Below are 24,757 nucleotides of genomic sequence, written 5' to 3'. Positions count from 1 at the left end.
CCCTGTTCAGACCATGTATTTATGCGTGGTTTGTAGTGAACAGGTGAATACGTTAATGATGAGGTTTGTGAATGCCCCGCAGCACCTGGTTCAGCGCATTACTGTTGTTCGTCGCCCTTTGGGTTCCCGTAAGTCAGGCAGATACCGGTTGGCAGCCTTTAGCTGAAACCATCCGTAAAAGCGATAAAGATACCCGTCAGTATCAGGCCGTGCGCCTTGATAACGGCATGGTTGTGCTGCTGGTATCCGATCCTCAGGCCGTGAAATCCCTTTCTGCACTGGTAGTCCCCGTGGGCTCGCTGGAAGATCCGGACGATCATCAGGGGCTGGCGCACTATCTCGAACACATGTGCCTGATGGGCTCGAAAAAATACCCGCAGCCGGACAGCCTGGCTGAATTTCTGAAAATGCACGGCGGTAGCCACAATGCCAGCACTGCGCCTTATCGTACGGCCTTCTATCTTGAAGTCGAAAACGACGCGTTGGTGGGGGCGGTGGATCGCCTGGCGGATGCTATTGCCGATCCATTGTTGGATAAAAAATATGCCGACCGTGAGCGTAACGCGGTTAACTCCGAGCTGACGCTGGCGCGTACCCGAGACGGGATGCGTATGGCGCAGGTGAGCGCTGAGACTATCAACCCGGCGCACCCTGGCTCGCGTTTCTCTGGCGGGAATCTAGAGACATTAAGCGACAAACCGGGCAACCCGGTGGTACAGGCGTTACAAAAATTTCATGAAAAGTACTACTCCGCGAACCTGATGAAGGCGGTGATTTATAGCAATAAACCGCTGCCAGAGCTGGCGCGGATAGCGGCTGACACCTTTGGGCGCGTGCCGAACAGAAATATCGAAAAGCCTGAAATTACCGTACCGGTCGTCACTGATGCGCAAAAGGGCATCATCATCCACTATGTTCCGGCAATGCCGCGTAAAGTATTGCGCGTCGAGTTTCGTATTGATAACAACAGCGCGCAGTTCCGCAGTAAAACCGATGAGCTGGTGACCTACCTGATTGGCAATCGTAGTCCGGGCACATTGTCTGACTGGCTGCAAAAGCAGGGCTTGGTTGAAGGTATTCGCGCAGACTCCGATCCGGTAGTCAACGGGAACAGCGGCGTGTTAGCCATTTCCGCGACGTTAACCGATAAGGGGCTGGCGAATCGCGATGAAGTTGTCGCGGCAATCTTTAGCTACCTCAATTTGTTACGCGAGAAAGGCGTCGATAAACGCTATTTTGACGAGCTGGCGCATGTGCTGGATCTCGATTTCCGTTATCCCTCCATCACCCGTGATATGGACTACGTGGAATGGCTGGCTGATACCATGATCCGCGTTCCCGTCGAGCATACGCTGGATGCGGTGAATATTGCTGACCAGTACGATGCGAAAGCTGTTGAGCAACGTCTGGCAATGATGACGCCGCAGAATGCACGTATCTGGTATATCAGCGCGAAAGAGCCGCATAATAAAACCGCTTATTTTGTCGATGCGCCTTACCAGGTGGATAAAATCAGCGACAAAACCTTTGCCGACTGGCAGCAAAAAGCACAGGGCATTGCGCTGTCGTTACCGGAGGTGAACCCCTACATTCCGGATGATTTCACGCTGATTAAGACGGATAAAAAATACGCTCATCCGGAGCTGATTGTTGATGAGCCGGATTTACGCGTGGTGTATGCCCCGAGCCGGTATTTTGCCAGCGAGCCGAAGGCTGACGTCAGCGTGATCCTGCGTAACCCGAAAGCCATGGACAGCGCCCGCAACCAGGTCTTATTCGCACTTAACGATTACCTGGCGGGGATTGCGCTCGATCAGTTAAGTAACCAGGCATCGGTAGGTGGAATTGGTTTCTCTACCAACGCTAACAATGGGTTGATGCTTAACGCCAACGGCTACACCCAACGTTTGCCGCAGCTTTTTCAGGCGCTGCTGAGCGGCTATTTCAGCTATACCTCAACGGATGAACAACTGGAACAGGCGAAATCCTGGTATGCCCAGATGATGGATTCCGCAGAAAAGGGTAAAGCCTACGATCAGGCTATTATGCCGGTGCAGATGCTTTCTCAGGTGCCTTATTTTTCACGTGATGAGCGCCGTCAGTTGCTGCCTTCCATCACCCTGAAAGAGGTGATGACCTACCGCGACGCCTTAAAAACCGGTGCGCGACCTGAATTCCTGGTCATTGGTAATATGAGCGAAGCTCAGACAACGAGCATGGCGCGGGATATCCAAAAACAGCTTGGTGCGAACGGGTCACAGTGGTGTCGCAACAAAGATGTGGTTGTGGACAAGAAGCAGTCCGTCATCTTTGAAAAAGCAGGCAGCAGCACGGATTCAGCACTGGCGGCGGTATTTGTGCCAACCGGATACGATGAATACGCCAGTTCAGCCTACAGCGCCATGTTGGGGCAGATTGTTCAGCCGTGGTTCTACAATCAACTGCGTACTGAAGAACAGTTAGGTTACGCCGTATTTGCTTTCCCGATGAGCGTTGGCCGTCAGTGGGGAATGGGGTTCCTGCTGCAAAGCAGTGATAAGCAGCCGTCTTACCTCTGGGGGCGTTATAAAGCGTTCTTCCCGACGGCGGAAGCGAAGCTGCGGGCGATGAAACCTGAAGAGTTCGCGCAAATTCAGCAGGCGATTATTGCGCAAATGCTGCAGGCGCCGCAAACGCTGGGGGCAGAAGCCTCACAGTTAAGCAAAGATTTTGATCGCGGCAATATGCGCTTCGATTCACGTGATAAAATAGTGGCTCAGATTAAACTGCTGACGCCGCAAAAACTTGCCGACTTCTTCCATCAGGCGGTGGTTGAGCCGCAAGGCATGGCGATATTGTCACAGGTTTCCGGCAGTCAGAACGGGCAAGCAGAATATGTGCACCCGGAAGGCTGGAAAGTGTGGCAGACCGTCAGCGCGTTGCAGCAAACCTTACCCCTGATGAGTGATAAGAATGAATGATGCCGCTGAGTCCCTTGATCCACTGCGTTTGCCCCTGACGGGCGAGCGTCTGATTGAAGCCTCTGCGGGCACCGGTAAAACCTTTACCATCGCCGCCCTGTATTTACGTTTACTGCTTGGACTGGGCGGCTCTGCCGCCTTTCCTCGTCCTCTGACCGTCGAAGAACTGCTGGTAGTCACCTTCACTGAGGCGGCTACCGAAGAGTTGCGCGGTCGAATTCGTAGCAACATTCATGAACTGCGAATTGCCTGCCTGCGTGAAACCACCGACAACCCGCTATATGCCCGTTTGTTAGATGAAATTGCCGATAAAAAACAGGCCTCTCAGTGGCTGTTATTGGCTGAAAGACAGATGGATGAAGCGGCGGTGTTTACCATCCACGGTTTTTGTCAGCGTATGCTCAGCCTTAACGCCTTTGAGTCTGGCATGCTGTTCGAACAGCAACTGATAGAAGATGAATCGCTGCTGCGCTATCAGGCCTGCGCGGACTTCTGGCGTCGGCACTGCTACCCGCTGCCCCGCGACATTGCGCAGGTGGTTTTTGAAACGTGGAAAGGACCGCAGGCGCTGCTGAGAGATATCGATCGCTATCTGCAAGGGGAAGCACCGGTTATCAAGGCTCCTCCGCCCGATGACGAAACACTGGCCTCCCGGCATGAACAAATTCTTGCACGCATTAACCAGATCAAGCAGCAATGGCGTGATTCTGTTGATGAGCTGGATGGTCTGCTGGAAGCCTCCGGGATCGATCGGCGTAAATTTAATCGCGCTAACCAGGGTAAGTGGATCGAAAAGATCAGCGCGTGGGCGCAGGAAGAAACTCAAAGCTATCAGCTGCCTGATGCGTTGGAGAAATTCTCCCAGCGCTTTTTAGAAGAGCGAACCAAAGCGGGCGGGATAACTCCTCAGCACCCGCTTTTCGTCGCTATTGATGAACTGCTTAGCGAACCGTTAACCCTGCGCGATCTGGTGATCACCCGGGCGCTGGCGGAGATCCGCGCGGCGGTTGCCGAGGAGAAACGCCGCCGCGGCGAGCTGGGTTTTGACGATATGCTCAGCCGTCTGGATGCAGCGTTGCGCAGTGAAAGCGGCGATGCGCTGGCGACGGCTATTCGCACCCGTTTTCCGGTTGCCATGATCGATGAATTCCAGGATACCGATCCGCAGCAGTACCGTATTTTTCGTCGGATCTGGCAGCATCAGCTGGATACCGCACTCCTGCTGATTGGCGATCCAAAACAGGCGATTTACGCGTTTCGCGGCGCGGATATCTTCACCTATATGAAGGCGCGCAGCGAAGTCAGCGCACACTATACGCTCGATACTAACTGGCGTTCGGCCCCTGGCATGGTCAATAGCGTGAATACGCTTTTCAGCCAGATGGACGACGCCTTTATGTTCCGCGAAATCCCCTTCAGTCCGGTAAAATTCGCAGAAAAAAACCAGTCGCTTCAGTTTGTTTTACACGGTGAAACGCAGCCAGCCATGAGTATGTGGCTGATGGAAGGGGAAAGCTGTGGCGTAGGCGACTATCAGAATTACATGGCGCAGGTGTGCGCCATGCAAATTCGTGACTGGCTTAAGGCTGGGCATTCTGGCGCTGCGCAACTGGTCAGTGGCAACGCCTCCAGCCCAGTACGCGCGTCGGACATCAGCGTACTGGTACGTAGCCGCCAGGAGGCGGCGCTGGTCCGCGATGCGCTGACGCAACTGGCCATTCCCTCCGTCTACCTCTCTAACCGTGACAGCGTATTTGAAACGCTGGAAGCGCAGGAGTTGCTGTGGGTGCTGCAGGCGGTGATGACGCCGGAGCGTGAGAACACGCTGCGTAGCGCGCTGGCGACCTCAATGATGGGGCTGAATGCGCAGGATCTTGAAGCGTTAAATAATGACGAAAATGCCTGGGATGCGGTGGTCGAGGAGTTCGATGGTTATCGTCAGATCTGGCATAAACGTGGCGTGATGCCGATGCTGCGCGCGCTGATGGCTGCCCGCCAGATTGCGGAGAACCTGCTGGCGACGGCGGGGGGTGAACGTCGACTGACCGACATTTTACATATCAGCGAACTGTTGCAGGAAGCGGGCTCGCAGCTGGAAAGCGAGCATGCGCTGGTGCGCTGGTTGTCCCAGCATATTCTTGAACCCGACAGCAATGCGTCCAGTCAGCAGCTCAGGCTCGAAAGCGACAAGCATTTGGTTAAAATCGTCACCATCCATAAATCGAAAGGGCTGGAATATCCGCTGGTCTGGCTGCCATTTATCACCAATTTCCGCGTCCAGGATCAGGCTTTCTACCACGATCGCAGCTCCTTTGAAGCGGTGCTGGATCTCAGCGATGCCGAGGAGAGCGTTGAGCTGGCAGAAGCGGAACGTCTGGCGGAAGACCTGCGTTTGCTGTATGTCGCGCTAACCCGTTCGGTATGGCACTGCAGCCTTGGCGTTGCGCCGTTGGTACGACGTCGGGGCGATAAAAAAGGGGATACCGATGTGCATCAGAGCGCCCTTGGTCGCCTGTTACAAAAAGGTGAGCCGATGGATGCCGCGGGTCTGCGTGGCGCGATTGAAGCGCTTTGCAGCAACGATATTGCCTGCCAGACTCCCGGGCAGCCTGACGGCGAACCCTGGCAGGTTGCGCAGTCTGTTAGCAGTGAACTGAGTGCAAAAATACTGCAGCGTACGCCCGGCGATAGCTGGCGCGTGACCAGTTATTCCGGTCTGCAACAGCGTGGACATGGTATTGCGCAGGATCTGATCCCACGACTGGATATCGATGCCGCAGGCGTCGGTGAGGTTATTGAAGAATCAGGACTCACACCGCATCAGTTCCCGCGCGGTGCTTCGCCGGGTACGTTCTTGCATAGCCTGTTTGAAAATCTCGATTTTACGCAACCGGTGGATCCGCATTGGGTCGAGGAGCAACTGGCGTTGGGCGGTTATGACGCGCACTGGACGCCGGTTTTGACCGAATGGCTGGACGCCATTTTGCAGGCACCTCTCAACGAGACGGGCGTGAGTTTGAGCCAGCTTTCCGCGCGAGAAAAACAGGTGGAGATGGAGTTTTATCTGCCGATTTCGCAGCCGCTGATGGCCAACCAACTTGATGCGTTGATTCGCCAGTACGATCCGCTCTCGGCGGGGTGCCCTGCGTTAGACTTTATGCAGGTGCGCGGCATGCTAAAAGGCTTTATTGACCTGGTATTCCGCCATCAGGGGCGCTATTACCTGCTCGATTACAAATCGAACTGGCTGGGTGAAGACAGCTCCGCCTATACGCAGCAGGCGATGGCCTCTGCCATGCAGGCGCATCGCTACGACCTGCAGTATCAACTCTATACCCTGGCGCTGCATCGCTACTTGCGCCATCGCATTGCTGATTACGATTATGAACGCCATTTTGGCGGAGTTATCTATCTCTTCCTGCGTGGCGTTGACCGTGAAAATCCGCAGCAGGGAATTTATGCGACCCGACCTGACGGAGAGTTGATCGCTTTGATGGACGAGTTGTTTGCCGGTGTGCCGCTGGAGGAGATGTCATGACAATCCAGAAACGATTACTGGAAGCCGTTGAGCAAAAGCAGCTCCGCCCTCTGGATGCCCAGTTCGCGCTGGCGGTTGCCGGAAATGATAACCCTGCCGTTGCGCTGGCAGCGGCGTTGCTCAGCCGTGAAGCAGGAGAAGGGCACGTCTGCTTACCGCTTTCGCGTCTATCCCGAAGTGAGGACGCCCATCCTCTGTTAAGCGCCTGGCTCGCTGAAGCGGGAGAGCCCGAAGACTGGGCGGAATGCCTGCTGGCCTCCGGGGCGGTAAGCCGTGGCGAGCAGCCCACACCGCTGGTGCTGTACGGCGATCGTTTGTATCTGAACCGGATGTGGCATAACGAACGCGCGGTGGCGCGCTTTTTCGGTGAAGTTAACTACGCCATTGAGGTGGATGAACAACGGCTGACCCACACGCTGGCAGCGCTGTTTCCGCCCGTTGAAGGCGTTAACTGGCAAAAAGTGGCCGCTGCTGTCGCGCTCACCCGGCGTATATCGGTGATCTCCGGCGGACCGGGGACCGGAAAAACAACAACGGTGGCGAGGCTTCTGGCGGCGTTGATTCAGATGGCGGACGGTGAACGCTGTCGTATTCGCCTGGCGGCGCCCACGGGAAAAGCAGCAGCACGTCTGACCGCCTCGCTGGGCGCGGCGTTGCGTGAACTGCCGCTGACCGATGAGCAAAAGAAGCGCATTCCCGATGATGCCAGTACGCTGCATCGATTATTAGGCGCTCAGCCTGGTAGCCAACGCTTGCGGCATCATGCAGGAAACCCGCTGCATCTTGACGTGCTGGTAGTGGATGAAGCCTCGATGATCGATTTGCCGATGATGTCGCGCCTTATCGATGCGCTACCGCCACACGGGCGGGTGATTTTTCTGGGCGATCGCGACCAGCTCGCTTCTGTTGAAGCGGGGGCGGTACTGGGGGATATCTGTGCTTTCGTCGGTGATGGTTTTACCCCAGAGCGTGCCCGCCAGCTTAGTCGTCTGACTGAAACCACTATTCCGGCTGGTTCGGGAACTCAGGCGGCTGCTCTGCGCGACAGTTTGTGCCTGCTGCAAAAGAGCTACCGTTTCGGTAGCGATTCCGGAATCGGTCAGTTGGCTGCGGCGATTAATCGTGGTGACAAAGCCGCGATAAAAACGGTCTTCCAGCAGGGATTTGGCGACATCGAAAAACGCGCTCTGCACAGCAGCGAAGATTACGCTGCGATGCTGGAGGAAGCGCTGGCGGGTTATGGTCACTATCTGGATTTACTGCGCGAGCGCGCCGAGCCGGATGCTGTCATTCAGGCCTTCAATGAGTATCAGCTATTGTGTGCCCTGCGGGAAGGACCGTTTGGCGTGGGTGGTTTGAATGAACGCATTGAGCAGGTGATGGCGCAAAAACGCAAAATTCACCGTTCGACGCATAGCCGCTGGTATGAGGGAAGGCCAGTGATGATCGCGCGCAATGACAGTTCGCTGGGATTATTTAACGGTGATATTGGCATTGCCCTGGATCGTGGGCAGGGTCTGAGGGTGTGGTTTGCGCTGCCGGGCGGTTCTATCAAATCGGTCCAGCCCAGCCGCTTGCCTGAACATGAAACCACCTGGGCAATGACGGTGCACAAATCGCAGGGATCTGAGTTTGACCACGCGGCGTTGATTTTACCCAACCAGCATTCACCTGTGGTGACTCGCGAGCTGGTCTATACCGCCGTTACCCGCGCACGCCGTCGTTTGTCGCTGTATGCCGATGAGCGGATATTGAGTGGCGCCATTGCCACCCGAACCGAACGCCGCAGCGGATTGTCGGCGTTGTTTAATGATGGCATGATGTAGGCCGGACAAGCGACAGCGCCATCCGGCTGTGTGCCTGATGGCGACGCTATCGCGTCTGATCAGGCCTACGATCTGCATACCAAAGATGTGCCAGCGAACTTTATGCCGCATCCGGCAACCACGCCTATGCCAAATCCGCCATCAGCACTTTTGACCGCCGCTGATAGTTGTACATCTCTTTTTTGCTTTCCGGCAGCAGGTCGATATCTACCGGCGTGAAGCCGCGCTCCTGAAACCAGTGAATGCTGCGCGTGGTCAGCACGAACAGCTTGCTCAGCCCCATTTGCCGGGCCTGCGCGGCGATCCGTTCCAGCAACACTTCCCCGCGCGACGAGCTACGGTAGTCCGGATGTACCGCTACGCACGCCATTTCGCCAATTCTCTCTTCCGGGAAAGGGTACAGAGCGGCACAGGCGATAGTCAGGTTATCACGCTGAATAATCGTGAATTTGTCGATCTCCATTTCCAACTGCTCGCGCGAGCGGCGGACCAGAATACCTTGCTGTTCCAGCGGGCGGATAAGCTCCAGAATCCCGCCGATATCGTTAATGGTAGCGCGACGGATCTGCTCGGCGCTTTCCATCACGATCTGCGTACCGATGCCGTCGCGGGAGAACAGTTCTTGCAGCAATGCACCATCTTCCTGATAGCTGATCAGATGGCAGCGGCGTACGCCACTGCGACAGGCTTTCACTGCTCCGCGCAGGAAGCGCACCGTACCGGAGCTGTAATCGCCTTTCTCTTCCTGCAACTCAACGCGAGCCTGAGCTTCGTTAGGAAACAACTCGGAAATAATATCGCCATCATCGTTGGTGACACCCTGAGACGAGCAAAAACCGATCATTTTCTCTGCCTTCAGTTTGATAGCCAACTGCGTGGCGACCTCTTCTGACGTCAGATTAAAGCTCTCACCAGTGACGGAAACGGCGACCGGGCCCATCAACACAATCGCGCCGCTATCTAACTGGCGGTGAATGGCATCTTCATCGATGCGACGAATACGCCCGCTATGGCAGTAATCTACGCCGTCATCAACGCCCAGCGGCTGGGAGATAATAAAATTACCGCTGACCACATTGATGTGTGCACCCTGCAATGGCGTATTATTCAGGCTCATCGACAGGCGGGCGGTAATATCAAGCTGAAGTAGCCCTGCAGCCTGTTTGACCAGCTCCAGCGTTTTCGCATCGGTGACGCGCGTGTTTTTGTGGTACACCGGCTCATGATGATGCGCCGCAAGATTGGCATCAATCTGCGGTCGAGCGCCATAGACCACGACCAGGCGGATGCCGAGGCTATGAAGAAGACCAATGTCATTGACGATACTGGAAAAGTTTTCATGCTCGATGGCTTCACCGCCCAGCATAATGACAAACGTTTTTCCCCGATGGGTATTGATATAGGGAACAGAATGGCGGAATCCCTGTACCAGTTCGGTTCTACGCTCCTTCACCACGGCACACCCTCATTGCATGATTATTCGTAATTTGTGTATTTTTATTCTGTTTTGGTTCTGTGCGCAAGCGTAATTTTTACCCATGCTGAAGATTTTTATCAGTAATACCGTGAATATAAAAAGAATGTTTACCCTTTTATAGATGACAGATTATGCGTCATTCGCTAAAGTTTCCGGTCAATTCGGACGTTTTACGTATTACCTCTAAAAAGATTTCTTTTGCTCGGGAGAAGCATGTCGGGATCCAACTCAGCAATCAGTCGCCGCCGTTTACTGAAAGGTGCGGGTGCTATGTGGCTTTTAAGCGTCAGCCAGGTGGGTCTGGCTGCCGCGAGTCAGGTCGTTGCCGTACGTATCTGGCCTGCGTCCAGCTATACCCGCGTCACGGTAGAATCTAACCGTCTGCTGAAATACAAACAGTTTGCCCTGAGTAATCCTGAGCGTGTGGTTGTGGATATTGAAGACGTTAATTTGAATTCGGTGCTCAAGGGCATGGGAGCGCAGATTCGTCCTGACGATCCGTATATTAAGTCGGCGCGCGTTGGCCAGTTTGATCCAAAGACCGTACGGATGGTGTTCGAGCTGAAACAGAATGTGAAGCCGCAACTTTTTGCCCTGGCACCGGTGGCGGGCTTTAAAGAACGTCTGGTGATGGATCTCTATCCCGCAAATGCCCAGGATGTTCAGGATCCGCTGCTGGCATTGCTGGAAGATTACAACAGGGGCGATCTGGATAAACAGGTACCGCCTGCGCAGAGTGGCCCACAGCCGGGCAAAGCGGGACGCGATCGCCCCATTGTCATTATGTTGGATCCGGGCCACGGCGGGGAAGACTCCGGTGCGGTGGGGAAATACAAGACGCGTGAAAAAGATGTGGTACTGCAGATTGCCCGCCGTCTGCGAGCCCTCATAGAGAAAGAGGGCAACATGAAGGTCTTTATGACACGAAATGAAGATATTTTCATTCCGCTTAAAGTCCGCGTGGCGAAAGCGCAGAAGCAGCGTGCAGACCTGTTTGTCTCTATTCACGCCGATGCCTTTACCAGTCGACAACCCAGCGGTTCTTCGGTGTTTGCGCTCTCGACCAAAGGCGCGACCAGTACCGCAGCGAAATATCTGGCGCAGACCCAGAACGCCTCGGATCTCATTGGTGGCGTCAGTAAGAGCGGTGACCGTTACGTCGACCACACCATGTTTGACATGGTGCAGTCGCTGACCATCGCCGACAGCCTGAAGTTTGGTAAAGCGGTATTGAATAAGCTTGGTAAAATCAACAACCTGCATAAGAATCAGGTTGAACAGGCCGGGTTTGCGGTACTAAAAGCGCCGGATATCCCGTCCATTCTGGTCGAAACGGCATTTATCAGTAACGTTGAGGAAGAGCGCAAACTCAAAACGGCGACCTTCCAGCAGGAAGTTGCAGAGTCGATTCTGGCGGGGATTAAAGCCTATTTTGCCGATGGGGCGACGCTGGCGAGAAGGGGATAAATACACGTCCTGGCATTCTGATGCGATATAACGAATGATTGTCCAGGACGAAATATTATAGTAGGACTATTTACAGGTTCATTTATTATTATCGGATAAATTACCGATAACGTATATTCATAAAGTATCTTGTTGATTATATAATTTTAAAATTAATATATCTGTTTGAAGTTTATTTTTAATTATTTGTTGGTGTTATTTTATTTATTAATTGATAATTATTTTATATTGATGTTTTCCTAAAAATAAATCTGATGATGTTTTCTGGCACATAGTGTCTCTTCACTTGGGATATAATTTTATCGCATCACCTCTGGTAGGAATGCAGACACCATAAATTATGGTATTGGATATTTATCACCAAGGGAAAAAAATGAAAAAATTTACTATTGCAGCCATTGCTATGGCATTTGCAGGAAGCGCTTTTGCGGGCGATCAGGACTCTGCGGATATTCACTTTGCCGGTGAAGTACAGACTAACATCTGTACGGCAGCGCTTTTAGGGGGAGGAACTTCAGTGCAACTGGATCCGACTGACGTTAAGACCGTCTCGGCAGCCACCACTGACTCGGTAATGAAAAAAGACTTCACAGTCTCTCTGGACTGTACGGCCCAGGGTTCCAAAGACAAAATTACCGGTGCGAGCTATGCCACTGTAACAGGCTATCTGGCGGCTGCAAAAGGAACAGCGGTTAATGCCAGCACTTCTGCGCTGGATAACACCGACGTTTCTGCTGCGGGTGCGCAAGGGGTTGGTTTCCAGGTGCAAAACAAAGACAGCAGCAATGCAGTCCAGACGTTTACCACCGCGGATCGCCAGGCGAAAGTGATCGATACTGCGGCGCCAATGCTGTTTAACTACAACGTTGGCTACCTGAAAACCGGCACCGTCAGCGGCGGTCTGGTGGCGGCTGACGCCATGTTTATCGCAACGTATCAGTAATATCAAAATAATGTCAGGCAGGGCCGTTGAGCCCTGCTTTTTCATCCAGGAGGGAGGGCGTATGCGTAAAGGAAAACCGTTATTGTTGCTCCTGATGATATTCGGCCTGCTAAGCGGACAAGGGGCGCTGGCTGCCACCCAGTTTCGTCTGCAAGGGCAGATTTATAAAACAACCTGCACCATACAAACGCCTGGAGACGGCACTTCAATAGTATTAGAGGACGTGACAACAGAAGCGCTCATTGCCTCAACAACCCTCGTTTCAGCGAAAGAATTTACTATTAACATCAGTTGCTCTACACCTTCTTACTTGCATGAAGTGACGGGGAAATTTACCACGAGTGGTAAGGTCGATAGCAGCGTAAAAGCGCTAAAAAATACGATTACCGATGCGACTGGCGCAAAAGATGTCGGCTTACAAATTAAAGATAAAACCACCGACACCATTGTTGATTTCAGCGCAACGCAGAAGTTTACGCTGACATTTAGCAGTGAAAATAGCGCCTCGTTTCGGTTTGAAATTGGCTATATGAATCTCGGCGTGCCGGAAAAGGGCGATGTACATGCGGCGGCGACCTTTACCCTGACCTATGCCTGACGGAGCGTCTGTGAATAAATTAATTGTTCTGCTGCTGTCTGGGCTGGCGTGGATTAATTCAGCGCGTGCTGCCGATACGCTGGAATATGAATTTACCGGTCGGGTGACGGAGTCAACTTGTAAGGTAGAACTTTATTCCTACATGGGAATACCATTCAGTGCTAGTGCTCTTTATGTCGGCGCGTTCGTGGTCGATACTCTGCCAGCCATAGGCGATATTACGTGGGTATCGAATGCGGGAGATTATTATTTCCGCGTTTCCTGCCCGTCCGGGTATATGGCGTCAGCAGTGACCGGAAAAATAAGTACATCGCAGGAGGTTGATGCCGCCACCCTCGCAATAAAATCTGAAGATAGAAATAATCAGTTTGGCTTCGTTTTTAAAGATACCGATCAGAATATGATGATTGATTTTAGCACGGTGGAAAATACGCAGACCCTTGTCCAGGATGGCGATGTAAAAAGGGCTGATTTTAATTTTATGGTGGGGGTTGTGCCTTACGGTGTGAACGTGAACTACGGTTTCCTGCAAGCTTCTATTATGTTTACTGCCACATTTCAGTAACAGGGGAAGAAAATGAAATATTTACCATTCCTTTTGTCTCTGATGGCTTTCTGTGTTTATGGTGCAGCGCCGTTTTACGACACGGTACAGACGCCTGAAATTGTTGTTTCGGTTTTCGTCGAGCCTATACCCACACAATGTAAAGTATGGGTCGAGGTGGATGGCGTGAGCAGCACCACTATTGCGTTAGAGACGGCTTCCCTGAAGGAACTTCAGGGGGCGACTTCAGGCGCGCTGCATCAAAAGAGTTTCGCTATACGTTCTGAGTGCACTCAGGCCGAGCAATATCATCCGAATATTCGTTGGGTGACGAGCGGAGAGACCGACCCTGCAACCTATGCGTTAAAAAATACCGCCTTATCAGGCGCGGTAAACGTTGGTTTCCTGGTACAGGATCAATCAACACCACCGGGATCAGTCGTGAATTTCCAGACGGGTAGCCGAAAAGATTACGAATATGTAACACCCGGGAGTTGTTATAGATTATCTGACGATAGGGAACGTTGCTATAACTGGGCGTCAACCTATTCCGTTGGTTATATCGCCTACGGTACGCCCGGCGCGGGCATTGTTACTGCCGATGCTACCGTAATTATTAATGTTGAATAAAATAGCTAAAATATATTTGGTTGGTTTATATATCAGATTTACATAGTGTAAAAATATTGTTTCTGTCAAAGGAATTTATATGAAAAGGTATTCATGTTCGCTATTTATTGCGTGTTTGATGACGCTCACTACAACTTCATCACTGGCCAGCGTGGTGATTCAGGGGACGCGGGTTATTTACCCTGAATCGGCGAAAGAAGTAACGGTAAAAATGGTTAATGAGGGCAAGTCGCCTTTATTGGTCCAATCCTGGCTGGATGACGGTAATGAAAACGGCGATCCGGCCAAAATGAAGCTACCGTTTATTGTCACTCCCCCTGTCTCGCGTCTTGACCCACAAAAAGGCCAGAGCGTGCGTATTACCTGGACCGGTAAGGCGTTAGCGCAGGATAAAGAGAGTATTTTTTGGTTTAACGTGCTGGAAATTCCACCTAAAGATAAGAATGCGGAAGGGAAAAGCAAACTTAATCTGGCTTTACGTTCGCGGATTAAATTCTTTTATCGTCCGGCCTCATTGAAGGGCAGCTTTATTGATGGTTTAAATAATGTTAAGTGGTCGCTGGTCAATGACTCGGGTAACGTGGCGATCGTCCTGAAAAACGACTCGCCTTATTATCTCTCACTGATTGGCGGCGCGGTGTGGGCAGGGGCGAAAAAATATGACTACAAACCGAAAATGCTGAACCCTTTTAGTGAGGAACGCTTTGTCGTACCGCAATTAACCACGACTTCCGTTAATAAAGTGTCATGGGTTGCGTTGAATGATTACGGCGCGGATGCGGAAGTCGTCAAAACGGTTAAATAAAAAAGTACCCGCAGAGTAACAGGATTATTAATTAAAAGGGAATGATGGTGCGCCGATTATCACGATCTATTTATTTATCGACGTTTCTGACTGGCTTTTTTTCGCTGACATCCGCACAGGCAGATGAAGGTACGCCCGATGAAAGCGCCAGCACCGAAATGGTGGAGTTTAGTGACGCCTTTTTAATGGGTGATGCGGGCAGCCAGCTTGACCTGAAGCGTTTTTCACGTGGTAATCCTGTTCTTGCCGGAACATACAACGTTAAAGTTTTCCTTAATGGCAAGGAAATGTTCAAAACTCCGCTGACTTTTCACGAAAACAATACGGATTATGCGTCGGCGTGTTTTACCCATGCGCTGCTGGAACAGCTCAGTGTGGATCCCGAGCCGCTAAATCAGGAGGATGAGGATGGCTGTTATGATCTGGCCGCCACCCTGCCGAAGTCATCCAGCCGCTACGACCCATTGACGCAGGAACTGAATGTAACCATCCCGCAGGTCTATCTGGTCAGTCATCCTGCCGGCTATATTCCTCCTTCGCGTTGGGATTCCGGGATCCCGATGGCGCTGCTCTCCTATAACGCCAACGCCTGGCATTCCAAAAGCGACAATACCACGCAGGACACCTTTTACTCCGGGTTGATGTTGGGTTTGAACCTTGGCGCATGGCGTTTACGCTCAAATGGCGCATACAACTGGGATAGCGATAACGGCGGAGAGTACAGCAGCTACGATCTTTTTATTGCACGCGACATTGTGCCGCTGCGCGCAAAACTGGAAGCGGGGGAGGTACGCACCAACGCCAACATGATGGATTCCGTTTCGCTGGACGGTGTGCACCTTTACAACGATGCACAGATGGATCCGTCGGCTAACAGCTATGTGCCGGTGATTCGCGGCGTCGCGAACAGCAATGCCAAAGTGACGGTACGCCAGGAAGGTCGTATTGTCACGCAGGTCACCGTCCCGCCGGGGCCGTTCGCCATCAGCGACTACTATGCCGCACAAAACGGCAGCGATCTGGATGTTACCGTTGAGGAGTCTGATGGCAGTACGCGCGTATTTTCTATGCCCTATGCCTCTATTGCCCATTTACTGCGTCCTGGTGAAGTGGATTGGGATATCGGTATCGGCACGGTGGATAAAGACACGGTTGATGAAACGCTGTGGGCGGGAGTCGCCACCGCCTCTTACGGTCTGAGCAATATGTTTACCGCCTACGGCGGTGTGCAAATGGCAGACAACTTATACACCGCCGGAATGCTCGGCGTAGCAATGAACACCAGCATTGGGGCGTTTTCATTCGACGTGACGCACTCACAAACCACCGCAGATGACGTTGGCACTTTAAAAGGGCAGAGCTACAGCCTTAACTACAGTAAAAATTTCACGGCGACGGGGACCACCTTCAGCGTGGTCGGCTATCGTTTTTCCTCTGAAAACTACATGTCGATGAACGATGCGCTATCGCTCAAAAATACGCTGAATAATTATGCTTCCGATAAAAACACCACGACGCAGGAGGCATATCATGCCTATACACGCACGCGCAATGAGATACAGGCCAACGTCTATCAGGATGTGACTATCAATGGTGAAAGTTATGGCTCGTTTTATCTGAACGGGACCTGGCGTAGCTATTGGGGCGATGATGGCAATAGCTCGCAGTATTCCGTAGGTTATAGCAACTCTGTGGGGAGCGTGAGTTACAGCATTTCCGCCCAGCGCAGCTATGACGAATTTGGCGAAGAGGACGATAGCATCAACCTCGGTTTCTCTATTCCGTTGGGGTCAGGCTCCAGCGTGGACTATCGTCCGTTCTCCAGTATGAGCGTCAACAGCAGTAGCGACTTTAAAGGTAACGACAGCGTCAGCGCGATGGCGACAGGGAGTTCTCGGGACAATATGTATAACTACTCCCTGAACACCACGAGCAGCCGCAACAAAGACAGCGAAGACCTCACCACGATAGGCAGTTGGGTGACGCGCAACGGCGCGTACAGCACCACCTCATTGTCGGCGACGCAGGGGCTTAACGGCGATCAACAGTACTCGCTAAGTACAACCGGTGGCGTGGTGCTGCACAGCGGCGGGCTGACGCTGGCCTCCGGCTATTTAACGCCAGACTCGACGATGGCGCTGGTGCACGCCAGCGGGGCGAAAGGCGCGTCCGCCTCAATGGGCAATGGGCAGATAGACGGTTTTGGCAATATGGTCGTCACCAGCCTGAGTCCCTACCGGGAAAACACCGTCGGTCTGAATATTGACACGATGGAAAACGATGTGGCGATTAGTAATACCACCGGTGTCGTGGTGCCGACCAGCGGGGCGCTGGTGCGTGTGGATATCGAAACCGACGCCCGTAAAGCGTTTATGCTGGAACTGATGCGCGACGATGGCGGGTTTATTCCGCTGGCGGCAGATGTGCAGGATAGTGCTGGCAGCTCGGTCGGCACCGTAGGCCAGGCGGGAATTGCCTTTGTGCGCGGCATGGATGACAGCGGTACGCTCTCCGTCATTTGGGGCAGTGGCGCAGAAAGCCGCTGTCAGGTGAGCTATCAGTTAGATGGCAATGCCAGCATGATCGGTAAAACGCCGCTTATCTCCGGTCTGCGCTGCCGGATGTCCTCAACCAGCGTGAAGGTGACGCCATGAACCATCATCGAATTTTTCGTCATGTAGCATTAGTCCTGTGTTCATTTTGCTTTAGCGCCGTCAGTTTTGCCGCCTGCATCAGTGCTGATGTTTCAAAGTGCGTCGGCAGCAGCAAAGAGATTCAGCTGACGGTAAAAGCACGCCTGCAGGAAGCTTCATGCAATGTATCCCTGGGGAGTTCCCCGGGTGGAGGAGAGAAATCACTGACCTTCGATTTCGGCAATGTGTTGCGCAGTGGCCTGCGTTACAAGACCAATGATTATCTCGTTCAATATCTATATATTGCGTTAAAAGACTGCAATGACATGTTTAATAAAGCACAAGTCACATTTAACGCCGATACCTGTACAACCGATAATAAAGTTGCCTGCGATGGCGTTCATTGGGCCGGCGTCAAAATAAAAGATAATAGCGGTTCTGAAGTGGAATTTAATAAATGGAATGATCTGGTCTTGACCACAAATACTATTCCTCTGTGGGCGATGTATAGACTGTATTTAGTGGAGACGGACGGCAGTTCTGAAAACTATAGTCAGGCGATTCAGATTATTGTGCGATATAACTGACGGTAAGGAGTGGATTATGCATAACTCAATATTTTATCTGCTGATGCTGCTGATTTCCACCCCTGCGCTGGCGGCAGAGAGTTGGGTTGAAGCACCGGCGATGACGCTGACGGTAAAGGCGACGGCGGTAACATCAATGTGTGATATTCGTGTTGCAGAGGGATATGTAACTCTCCCCGGCGCTGATATCAGGCTGTTTGAATCCGGTGGTAGTTATTATTCTCTGGGGCCAGATGATTATGGAAGTGATGACAATCTCTATACCCCGTTTGATATTACGCTCTCTGGTTGCGGTAGTGAATCCGCAGCAATACAGCGAACGATGCGGTTAACGTTTTCCGATTCTACTGGGGTCGCTCCGCTGCTGCCTGGTGTATTTGTTGACCAGCCTTCGGCAGGTATCGGAATCGTTATTTTTGATATAAATAATAGTGCGTATATCAGGAATGTATTACTGAATAATATTTCGTTTTTGGGGGTTATGACGGATGATGAGCAAACCTTTCATTATGCGGCACGCTATCAGTACATAGCGGGTGGAACGCAGGAAGCTCGCCCCATATCAGCCGCGGTGATTGTTTCCGCAGCGTATGAATAAAAAGGATGTTTCATGCTGAAAAAATATGGATTTATCATGCTGTTATTGCTGGGCTTATGTGGCGTTCGCAGCGCATTGGCGAGTTGTGCATTTACCACGCCAACGGGAACATATATTGATCAAACTATGGCATCGTCGCCCGTAACGGCGGTCACGCTGACAAGCACAAATTTGCAGCAGTTATTCCAAAGTTCGGTACTGGTTGGCGGACCGGTCATTTCCACCTGTAATCCGTCCACGGGAACCGCCATCAGCGTATCGGGGGATAGTTTTTCTTCGGGTCCACTGTCTGAAACGATGCCTGATGGCGGTTTGCTGATAGGCGGCATCGGCGATGGATTTGGTTATGGATTCTGGTACACCGTGACCTATGGCGATGGCAGCGGAAGCGTTTCGGGGCATCTTAAAAAAGGGGGGATGTTCAACGCGACGCCTGCCCAGCTAAATGGCGCAAGGTGGGAGTTTCAGGCCGAATTATGGTATGCGGGGGGAAGCTATGGTGATAAGGTAAAAAAGAGCCAGATCGTGGCAGTGAACACTACGTATTTTAAAGTGGGCTTTAGTAATGTTATGAAAGGGTTTCGTTTTAATTCCCCTGCAATTCCGATTACACCGGTGACCTGTGAGTTGAGCCTCAATACATCGCAAGTTGATTTTGGTGAGTTTAGCTCTGTGAGCAAGGCTAAACGTAAATCTGTAAGTCTGTTCGCTAATACCTGCAATATGGTCACCAGAATGGAACTTCGCATACTCAGCAATGGGAATCCCGTTGACACTAAGCAAAATTTATTACTCAACAAGCTAACGGGTGAAAATGCCGCCAGTGGCTTTGGATTGTCGCTCTACCCTGAATATCCTTATCCTGAATCACGCTATCCTCTGGATGTTGCGTTGGGTAAAGGAAGAATGCCAGCGAATTGGTATCCAATTGATGGTTATGGCGAACAATTTCTAAGAAATGGTAGCTTTGACATTTATTTAATGCTGCAGCCTGATGGGGCACCGCTAAAGGCCGGGGATTTTGAGGCTACCGCTACTATTAACGTCAGCTACTATTAACCCCAATGAACGACCACTGCCTGTGCCTTTGATCGATACGGGCGGATGACAGAACGGCAGACACAAAAAAACCGCATAAAGCGAAACGCTTTTGCGGTTTTTTTTTAAGGTCTTATTTAATAGCCTTAACAAACTATGTTGGTTGCGGGGGCCGGATTTGAACCGACGACCTTCGGGTTATGAGCCCGACGAGCTACCAGGCTGCTCCACCCCGCGTCCGTCTTTTCGCTTCGTATTTCAAACCACATCTGCGTTGGCTTTCCTCGTTCACCTCAGTCACTTACTGGAGTAAGCTCCTAAGGATTCACTGCGTCGCCGCCTTGCTGTGCTTTGAACTACTTTGCAAAAATATTACATCAGATTTTAATTGGTTGCGGGGGCCGGATTTGAACCGACGACCTTCGGGTTATGAGCCCGACGAGCTACCAGGCTGCTCCACCCCGCGTCCGTCATTACTCTTCCATCGAGTAACGTTACTGCTTCTGATTTTAATTGGTTGCGGGGGCCAGATTTGAACTGACGACCTTCGGGTTATGAGCCCGACGAGCTACCAGGCTGCTCCACCCCGCGTCCGTGGATGCGCACTATACTCTGCTAATGATTTCATGCAACCCTTTTTTCACCTTGATCACGTTTTTAGGGTGAAAACGAACAAAAACAACGCATTCTGGACTGTTTTTTGCGCAAAATTTGCGTTCGGGTAGGTATACGCATTTCATTAGGTTCGGGGGTTTGTTATCTTCGTCTCGCATTCAGGCAACATAAGACGAGAACAATGAAAGGACGTTGGGCAAAATATCTTCTGGCGGGAGCAGTAGTCGCGATGCTCGCCGCGTGTTCCTCAAAACCCACCGATCGTGGGCAGCAGTATAAAGACGGGAAATTTACCCAGCCTTTCTCACTGGTGAACCAGCCTGATGCGGTTGGTGCACCAATCAATGCCGGTGATTTCGCCGAGCAGGTTAATCAAATTCGCAGCGCTTCGCCACGTTTGTACGGTAACCAGAGCAACGTCTACAACGCTATCCAGCAATGGTTACGCGCGGGCGGTGATACGCGCAGTATGCGTCAGTTTGGTATTGATGCATGGCAAATGGAAGGGGCTGATAACTACGGTAACGTCCAGTTTACCGGTTACTACACGCCGGTTATCCAGGCGCGGCATACGCGCCAGGGCGAGTTTCAGTATCCTATCTATCGTATGCCGCCAAAACGTGGGCGCTTACCATCCCGTGCCGAGATCTACGCGGGCGCGCTAAGCGACAATTATATTCTGGCATACAGCAACTCCCTGATGGATAACTTCATTATGGATGTTCAGGGCAGTGGTTACATCGATTTTGGCGATGGCAGCCCGCTCAACTTCTTTAGCTATTCCGGGAAAAACGGCCACGCCTATCGCAGTATCGGTAAAGTGCTTATCGACCGTGGCGAAGTGAAAAAAGAAGATATGTCGATGCAGGCTATTCGTCATTGGGGTGAAACGCACAGCGAAGCCGAAGTGCGTGAGCTGCTGGAGCAGAACCCATCGTTTGTCTTCTTTAAACCACAATCTTTTGCTCCGGTGAAAGGGGCCAGCGCGGTACCGTTGATTGGCCGCGCATCCGTGGCTTCTGACCGCAGTATCATTCCTGCGGGCACAACGTTACTGGCGGAAGTCCCGTTACTGGACAATAACGGCAAGTTTACCGGCCAGTACGAACTGCGTCTGATGGTGGCGTTGGATGTGGGCGGGGCGATAAAAGGACAGCACTTCGACATCTATCAGGGTATTGGCGCAGACGCCGGACACCGTGCCGGGTGGTATAATCATTACGGTCGCGTATGGGTACTAAAAACAGCGCCGGGTGCGGGTAACGTATTTAGCGGCTAGTTGCCTGATGGCGGCTAGCCTTATCAGGCCTACAAATTAGCGCGTAGGCCGGATAAGCGAAGCGCCATCCGGCAGCCATACTGCGTAGTATTAATGAATTTGAGGTGTTATGTCTGTGGTTATAAGTGATGCCTGGCGTCAGCGTTTTGGCGGTACGGCGCGTCTGTATGGCGAAAATGCGCTGCAACTGTTTGCTCAATCGCACGTTTGCGTGGTTGGGATTGGCGGAGTGGGGTCATGGGCGGCGGAAGCGCTGGCACGAACCGGCATTGGCGCCATCACGCTCATCGATATGGATGATGTGTGTGTCACCAATACTAACCGCCAGATCCATGCTTTACGCGATAACGTCGGCCTGGCAAAAGCTGAAGTGATGGCTGAACGTATCCGCCAGATTAACCCGGAGTGCCGGGTGAACGTGGTCGATGATTTTGTCACGCCGGATAACGTTGCTGAATATATGAGTGCAGGATTTTCGTATGTCATTGATGCGATTGATAGCGTGCGTCCAAAAGCGGCGCTGATCGCGTACTGTCGGCGTAACAAAATTCCGCTGGTGACCACCGGTGGTGCGGGCGGACAGATCGATCCTACGCAGATTCAGGTCGTTGATTTGGCAAAAACCATCCAGGATCCGTTGGCGGCCAAGCTACGTGAACGGCTGAAAAGCGATTTTGGCGTGGTGAAAAACAGCAAAGGCAAGCTGGGCGTGGACTGTGTGTTCTCGACCGAAGCGCTGGTGTACCCGCAGGCAGATGGCTCGGTATGTGCGATGAAAGCGACGGCGGAAGGGCCGAAACGTATGGATTGCGCATCCGGGTTTGGCGCGGCCACGATGGTGACCGCCACCTTTGGTTTTGTTGCCGTCTCCCATGCGCTGAAGAAGATGATGGCCAAAGCGGCGCGCCAGCCCTGATTGTGTCGGATGGCGCTATGCTTATCCGACCTACGGTTTGTGCGGTGTTGTAGGCCGGATAAGACACATCAGCGCCGTCATCTGGCTTTCTGGGCAGCCTCGATAATTGCCTCGTTCAGAGCATGTAGCCCCTGGCTACGCGAGGCGCTGAGCTGCGCGCGTAAACCCAGCTCGTCAAATAATTCCATTGGTGAATGCGCCAGTAACTCGGCGGCCGTTTTACCTTCGACCGCGGTGAGTAATACCGCCAACAGCCCGCGTACTATTCGACCTTCGCTGTCACCAAAGAAATGCAGAGTGCCATTCTCATGAAGAGTATGCCCCAGCCAGACGCGGTTTTCACAGCCCGCGATTTCTTTGGCCTGTGCTTTTAGCGCATCCGGAAGTGCCGGCAACTGCTTACCCAGCAGTATCAGCTGACGATATTTATCTTCCCACTGAGTGAGCGGGATAAAGGTATTGCGTAACGTCTCTTCGGTTACGGTTGTGCCAAACGGGTGTCCGGCGAACAGAGGGCTTGTCATTAATCCACCAATATTTCCAGCGCGCGGTCGACGGCTGCGACCAACGCATCCACATCGCTTTGTGTATTATAAGGGGCAAATGAGGCGCGTAGTGTCCCGGATACGCCCAGTTCTGCCAGTAGCGGTTGCGCGCAGTGTTGCCCCGCGCGCAGCGCAATGCCATATTCGGCCAATAGCGTAACCATATCGCTGTGATGAACACCCGAGAAATCAAAGGCTAACAGACTGGAATCCTGGCAGCGGAAGGACCGAAAGCCGGGGCGTTTCGCCAGCGCATCTTCTGCCAGCGTCGCCAGACCCCGGCTCCAGTTTTCGGCCTGTGCAACGTCGACGTCCTCCAGCCATTCGAGCGCTGCGCTTAGCCCGATAACGCCAGCAACGTTAGGCGTACCGGCCTCCAGCTTCCATGGGGCTGACTGGGTGGTGAAACCGTCGAAGCTGACTTCGCTAATCATCTTTCCGCCGCCGAGCCACGGTGACATAGCTTCCAGTAATCCAGGCTTACCGTACAGCACGCCAATGCCGGTTGGACCATACAGCTTGTGGCCCGAGAACGCATAGAAATCAATATCTAACTGTTGTACGTCGGCAGGAAAATGGACAATCCCCTGGGCACCATCAACCATCACCACCATGCCAGCCGCATGGGCGAGCGTGATGGCGCGGGCCAGATCCGGGCAGCCACCGGTGACGTTCGACATTTGCCCGAGTGCCAGAATGCGGCTGCGCGGGGTAATGAGTTGCGTGAGGCGCTCAACGTCTGGCAATAAATCGGGGGTGAGTGGGAGTTTGACGACCTTAGCCCCCGTTTGCTCCGCGACCATCAGCCAGGGCACGAGGTTGGCGTGATGTTCCGCTGCGCTAACGATAATCTCATCACCCGGCTGAAGGCGTGGACGCGCATAGCTTTGAGCAACCATGTTGATCGCTTCCGTTGTGCCGCGGGTCCAGACGATGGTTTTTTCATCCGGCGCATTAATCAGGCTTGCGACTTTTTCCCGCGCGGCTTCATAGCGTGCGGTCAGGCGCTGGGCTTCAGCAAACTGGCTGCGATGGACGTTTCCGGCGCTCAGGCTATAAAACTGGTGGGTAGCCTCAATCACCGCCTGTGGCTTCAGCGCCGTAGCAGCACTGTCGAGATAGACGCCAGCATCGTTGAGTGCGGGAAATTGTGCGCGAAACTGCGCGGGGTTAAAAGCGTTCATGGTATTCCTCAGTTCAGTAAACCGATCGTGGCGCAAAAAGGGCATTGATACAAGGGTTGCGCTAACCATCGGAATACTCTGGATATCCTGGCAAAGCCCGCTCAGTGTCTTATGCTAAATAGCGTTAGGCGAGCAATTTTGCCTGTTACGGAGTGTGTTTTTAATAGCATAAATCGCTTTAAGGAGAAGAAGATGAAAAAGACTGCCGCAATTATCTCTGCCTGTATGCTGACTTTTGCCCTGAGCGCCTGTTCCGGTTCGAATTACGTGATGCATACCAACGATGGTCGATCAATCGTAGCTGACGGTAAGCCACAAACCGATAATGAAACGGGGATGATTTCGTATAAAGACGCTAACGGCAACAAACAGCAGATTAACCGCACTGACGTGAAAGAGATGGTAGAACTGGATAACTAACCGGTCATCCATCGACAAAGAGTCGGACAAAAAAAAGCACCGCAATTTGGCGGTGCTACATTAATCACTATGGACAGACAGGGTAAATGTACAGGAAGTGAAAAAGGGTAGCTTTGCTACCATGGTCTGAATCGCAGACCAATTGCAAACACAA

19 protein-coding genes and 3 tRNA genes are annotated in these 24,757 nt (G+C 52.4%); 16 read left to right on the top strand and 6 right to left on the bottom strand.

Annotation, left to right across the window (positions count from 1 at the left end; all coding sequences use genetic code 11):
- The first annotated feature begins 71 nt into the window (after positions 1-71).
- From ptrA to recD, 3 genes are read left to right on the top strand one after another with little or no spacing between them, the layout of a single operon-like run.
- Complete coding sequence (gene ptrA / locus OGV89_RS11835) at positions 72-2,960, top strand: pitrilysin (protein ID WP_044699762.1); 2,889 nt, start codon at positions 72-74, stop codon at positions 2,958-2,960.
- Complete coding sequence (gene recB / locus OGV89_RS11830; RefSeq protein ID WP_286558676.1) at positions 2,953-6,498, top strand: exodeoxyribonuclease V subunit beta; 3,546 nt, start codon at positions 2,953-2,955, stop codon at positions 6,496-6,498. Before ptrA ends, recB begins: the two co-directional genes overlap by 8 nt.
- On the top strand, positions 6,495-8,324 hold the full coding sequence (gene recD, locus OGV89_RS11825; RefSeq protein WP_003034009.1) for an exodeoxyribonuclease V subunit alpha: 1,830 nt from the start codon (positions 6,495-6,497) through the stop codon (positions 8,322-8,324). The genes recB and recD overlap by 4 nt, the downstream gene beginning before the upstream one ends.
- A 124-nt stretch (positions 8,325-8,448) precedes the next feature.
- Here the strand turns inward: recD and argA are convergent, their stop codons facing one another.
- A complete protein-coding gene (argA, locus tag OGV89_RS11820; RefSeq protein WP_003034012.1) occupies positions 8,449-9,780 on the bottom strand; it encodes an amino-acid N-acetyltransferase in 1,332 nt (443 codons plus the stop codon).
- A gap of 234 nt (positions 9,781-10,014) precedes the next feature.
- On the opposite strand from argA, the gene amiC reads away from it, so the two are divergent.
- The 10 genes from amiC (at position 10,015) to OGV89_RS11770 (ending at position 19,665) form a co-directional block, all read left to right on the top strand.
- A complete protein-coding gene (gene amiC, locus OGV89_RS11815; RefSeq protein WP_003840937.1) occupies positions 10,015-11,268 on the top strand; it encodes an N-acetylmuramoyl-L-alanine amidase AmiC in 1,254 nt (417 codons plus the stop codon).
- Between the two features lie 373 nt (positions 11,269-11,641).
- Positions 11,642-12,211, top strand: coding sequence for a fimbrial protein (locus OGV89_RS11810; RefSeq protein ID WP_016150922.1), 570 nt, complete (start codon positions 11,642-11,644; stop codon positions 12,209-12,211).
- Positions 12,212-12,272: 61 nt separating this feature from the next.
- Positions 12,273-12,809, top strand: coding sequence for a fimbrial protein (locus tag OGV89_RS11805; protein ID WP_286558673.1), 537 nt, complete (start codon positions 12,273-12,275; stop codon positions 12,807-12,809).
- A gap of 10 nt (positions 12,810-12,819) precedes the next feature.
- On the top strand, positions 12,820-13,374 hold the full coding sequence (locus OGV89_RS11800; protein WP_286558672.1) for a fimbrial protein: 555 nt from the start codon (positions 12,820-12,822) through the stop codon (positions 13,372-13,374).
- Positions 13,375-13,386: 12 nt separating this feature from the next.
- Positions 13,387-13,983 carry a fimbrial protein gene (locus OGV89_RS11795; RefSeq protein ID WP_086529889.1) on the top strand — a complete coding sequence of 199 codons (597 nt, stop codon included), beginning with the start codon at positions 13,387-13,389 and terminating at the stop codon, positions 13,981-13,983.
- Positions 13,984-14,062: 79 nt separating this feature from the next.
- Positions 14,063-14,788, top strand: coding sequence for a fimbria/pilus periplasmic chaperone (locus tag OGV89_RS11790; RefSeq protein ID WP_286558670.1), 726 nt, complete (start codon positions 14,063-14,065; stop codon positions 14,786-14,788).
- A 44-nt stretch (positions 14,789-14,832) separates the two neighbouring features.
- Entirely contained in the window at positions 14,833-17,442 is a 2,610-nt protein-coding gene (locus OGV89_RS11785; RefSeq protein ID WP_286558850.1) for an outer membrane usher protein, read from the top strand.
- Positions 17,439-18,008 (top strand): fimbrial protein, encoded by a 570-nt coding sequence (locus OGV89_RS11780; protein ID WP_286558668.1) that lies wholly within the window; start codon positions 17,439-17,441, stop codon positions 18,006-18,008. Before OGV89_RS11785 ends, OGV89_RS11780 begins: the two co-directional genes overlap by 4 nt.
- The gene (locus OGV89_RS11775) at positions 17,992-18,606 is read left to right on the top strand and encodes a fimbrial protein (protein ID WP_286558667.1); all 615 of its coding nucleotides are present in this window, start codon (positions 17,992-17,994) and stop codon (positions 18,604-18,606) included. Before OGV89_RS11780 ends, OGV89_RS11775 begins: the two co-directional genes overlap by 17 nt.
- Positions 18,607-18,618: 12 nt before the next feature.
- Entirely contained in the window at positions 18,619-19,665 is a 1,047-nt protein-coding gene (locus OGV89_RS11770) for a fimbrial protein (RefSeq protein ID WP_286558665.1), read from the top strand.
- Positions 19,666-19,804: 139 nt separating this feature from the next.
- Here OGV89_RS11770 and OGV89_RS11765 read toward each other — a convergent pair.
- From OGV89_RS11765 to OGV89_RS11755, 3 genes are all read right to left on the bottom strand, one after another.
- Positions 19,805-19,881: transfer RNA gene (locus tag OGV89_RS11765), tRNA-Met, on the bottom strand.
- 152 nt (positions 19,882-20,033) lie between these two features.
- Positions 20,034-20,110 (bottom strand) — tRNA-Met (locus OGV89_RS11760).
- Positions 20,111-20,158: 48 nt separating this feature from the next.
- Positions 20,159-20,235 (bottom strand) — tRNA-Met (locus OGV89_RS11755).
- Positions 20,236-20,440: 205 nt separating this feature from the next.
- On the opposite strand from OGV89_RS11755, the gene mltA reads away from it, so the two are divergent.
- Both mltA and tcdA read left to right on the top strand, forming a co-directional pair.
- Positions 20,441-21,538 carry a murein transglycosylase A gene (mltA, locus tag OGV89_RS11750; RefSeq protein ID WP_003034021.1) on the top strand — a complete coding sequence of 366 codons (1,098 nt, stop codon included), beginning with the start codon at positions 20,441-20,443 and terminating at the stop codon, positions 21,536-21,538.
- Between the two features lie 109 nt (positions 21,539-21,647).
- Positions 21,648-22,454 (top strand): tRNA cyclic N6-threonylcarbamoyladenosine(37) synthase TcdA, encoded by an 807-nt coding sequence (gene tcdA, locus OGV89_RS11745; protein ID WP_003846496.1) that lies wholly within the window; start codon positions 21,648-21,650, stop codon positions 22,452-22,454.
- 77 nt (positions 22,455-22,531) lie between these two features.
- Here the strand turns inward: tcdA and csdE are convergent, their stop codons facing one another.
- Positions 22,532-22,978 carry a cysteine desulfurase sulfur acceptor subunit CsdE gene (gene csdE, locus OGV89_RS11740; RefSeq protein ID WP_049002015.1) on the bottom strand — a complete coding sequence of 149 codons (447 nt, stop codon included), beginning with the start codon at positions 22,976-22,978 and terminating at the stop codon, positions 22,532-22,534.
- On the bottom strand, positions 22,978-24,183 hold the full coding sequence (gene csdA, locus OGV89_RS11735; protein ID WP_286558663.1) for a cysteine desulfurase CsdA: 1,206 nt from the start codon (positions 24,181-24,183) through the stop codon (positions 22,978-22,980). Before csdA ends, csdE begins: the two co-directional genes overlap by 1 nt.
- A gap of 192 nt (positions 24,184-24,375) precedes the next feature.
- Between csdA and OGV89_RS11730 the strand changes: the two genes are divergently transcribed.
- Complete coding sequence (locus tag OGV89_RS11730) at positions 24,376-24,603, top strand: YgdI/YgdR family lipoprotein (protein WP_003840386.1); 228 nt, start codon at positions 24,376-24,378, stop codon at positions 24,601-24,603.
- Positions 24,604-24,757: the final 154 nt, after the last annotated feature.

Source organism: Citrobacter sp. Cf125, assembly GCF_030333935.1.
Taxonomy (GTDB): Bacteria; Pseudomonadota; Gammaproteobacteria; order Enterobacterales; family Enterobacteriaceae; genus Citrobacter; species Citrobacter freundii.
Note: the sequence above shows the minus strand (reverse complement) of the source record. Positions and strands in the feature narration are given on the sequence as shown.

Excerpts from the sequence above, each read along its gene's own strand:
- ptrA (WP_044699762.1), top strand. The coding sequence starts at position 72 with ATGCCCCGCAGCACCTGGTTCAGCGCATTACTGTTGTTCGTCGCCCTT.
- recB (WP_286558676.1), top strand. The coding sequence starts at position 2,953 with ATGAATGATGCCGCTGAGTCCCTTGATCCACTGCGTTTGCCCCTGACG.
- recD (WP_003034009.1), top strand. The coding sequence starts at position 6,495 with ATGACAATCCAGAAACGATTACTGGAAGCCGTTGAGCAAAAGCAGCTC.
- amiC (WP_003840937.1), top strand. The coding sequence starts at position 10,015 with ATGTCGGGATCCAACTCAGCAATCAGTCGCCGCCGTTTACTGAAAGGT.
- OGV89_RS11810 (WP_016150922.1), top strand. The coding sequence starts at position 11,642 with ATGAAAAAATTTACTATTGCAGCCATTGCTATGGCATTTGCAGGAAGC.
- OGV89_RS11805 (WP_286558673.1), top strand. The coding sequence starts at position 12,273 with ATGCGTAAAGGAAAACCGTTATTGTTGCTCCTGATGATATTCGGCCTG.
- OGV89_RS11795 (WP_086529889.1), top strand. The coding sequence starts at position 13,387 with ATGAAATATTTACCATTCCTTTTGTCTCTGATGGCTTTCTGTGTTTAT.
- OGV89_RS11790 (WP_286558670.1), top strand. The coding sequence starts at position 14,063 with ATGAAAAGGTATTCATGTTCGCTATTTATTGCGTGTTTGATGACGCTC.
- OGV89_RS11785 (WP_286558850.1), top strand. The coding sequence starts at position 14,833 with ATGGTGCGCCGATTATCACGATCTATTTATTTATCGACGTTTCTGACT.
- OGV89_RS11780 (WP_286558668.1), top strand. The coding sequence starts at position 17,439 with ATGAACCATCATCGAATTTTTCGTCATGTAGCATTAGTCCTGTGTTCA.
- OGV89_RS11770 (WP_286558665.1), top strand. The coding sequence starts at position 18,619 with ATGCTGAAAAAATATGGATTTATCATGCTGTTATTGCTGGGCTTATGT.
- mltA (WP_003034021.1), top strand. The coding sequence starts at position 20,441 with ATGAAAGGACGTTGGGCAAAATATCTTCTGGCGGGAGCAGTAGTCGCG.
- tcdA (WP_003846496.1), top strand. The coding sequence starts at position 21,648 with ATGTCTGTGGTTATAAGTGATGCCTGGCGTCAGCGTTTTGGCGGTACG.
- csdE (WP_049002015.1), bottom strand. The coding sequence starts at position 22,978 with ATGACAAGCCCTCTGTTCGCCGGACACCCGTTTGGCACAACCGTAACC.
- csdA (WP_286558663.1), bottom strand. The coding sequence starts at position 24,183 with ATGAACGCTTTTAACCCCGCGCAGTTTCGCGCACAATTTCCCGCACTC.
- OGV89_RS11730 (WP_003840386.1), top strand. The coding sequence starts at position 24,376 with ATGAAAAAGACTGCCGCAATTATCTCTGCCTGTATGCTGACTTTTGCC.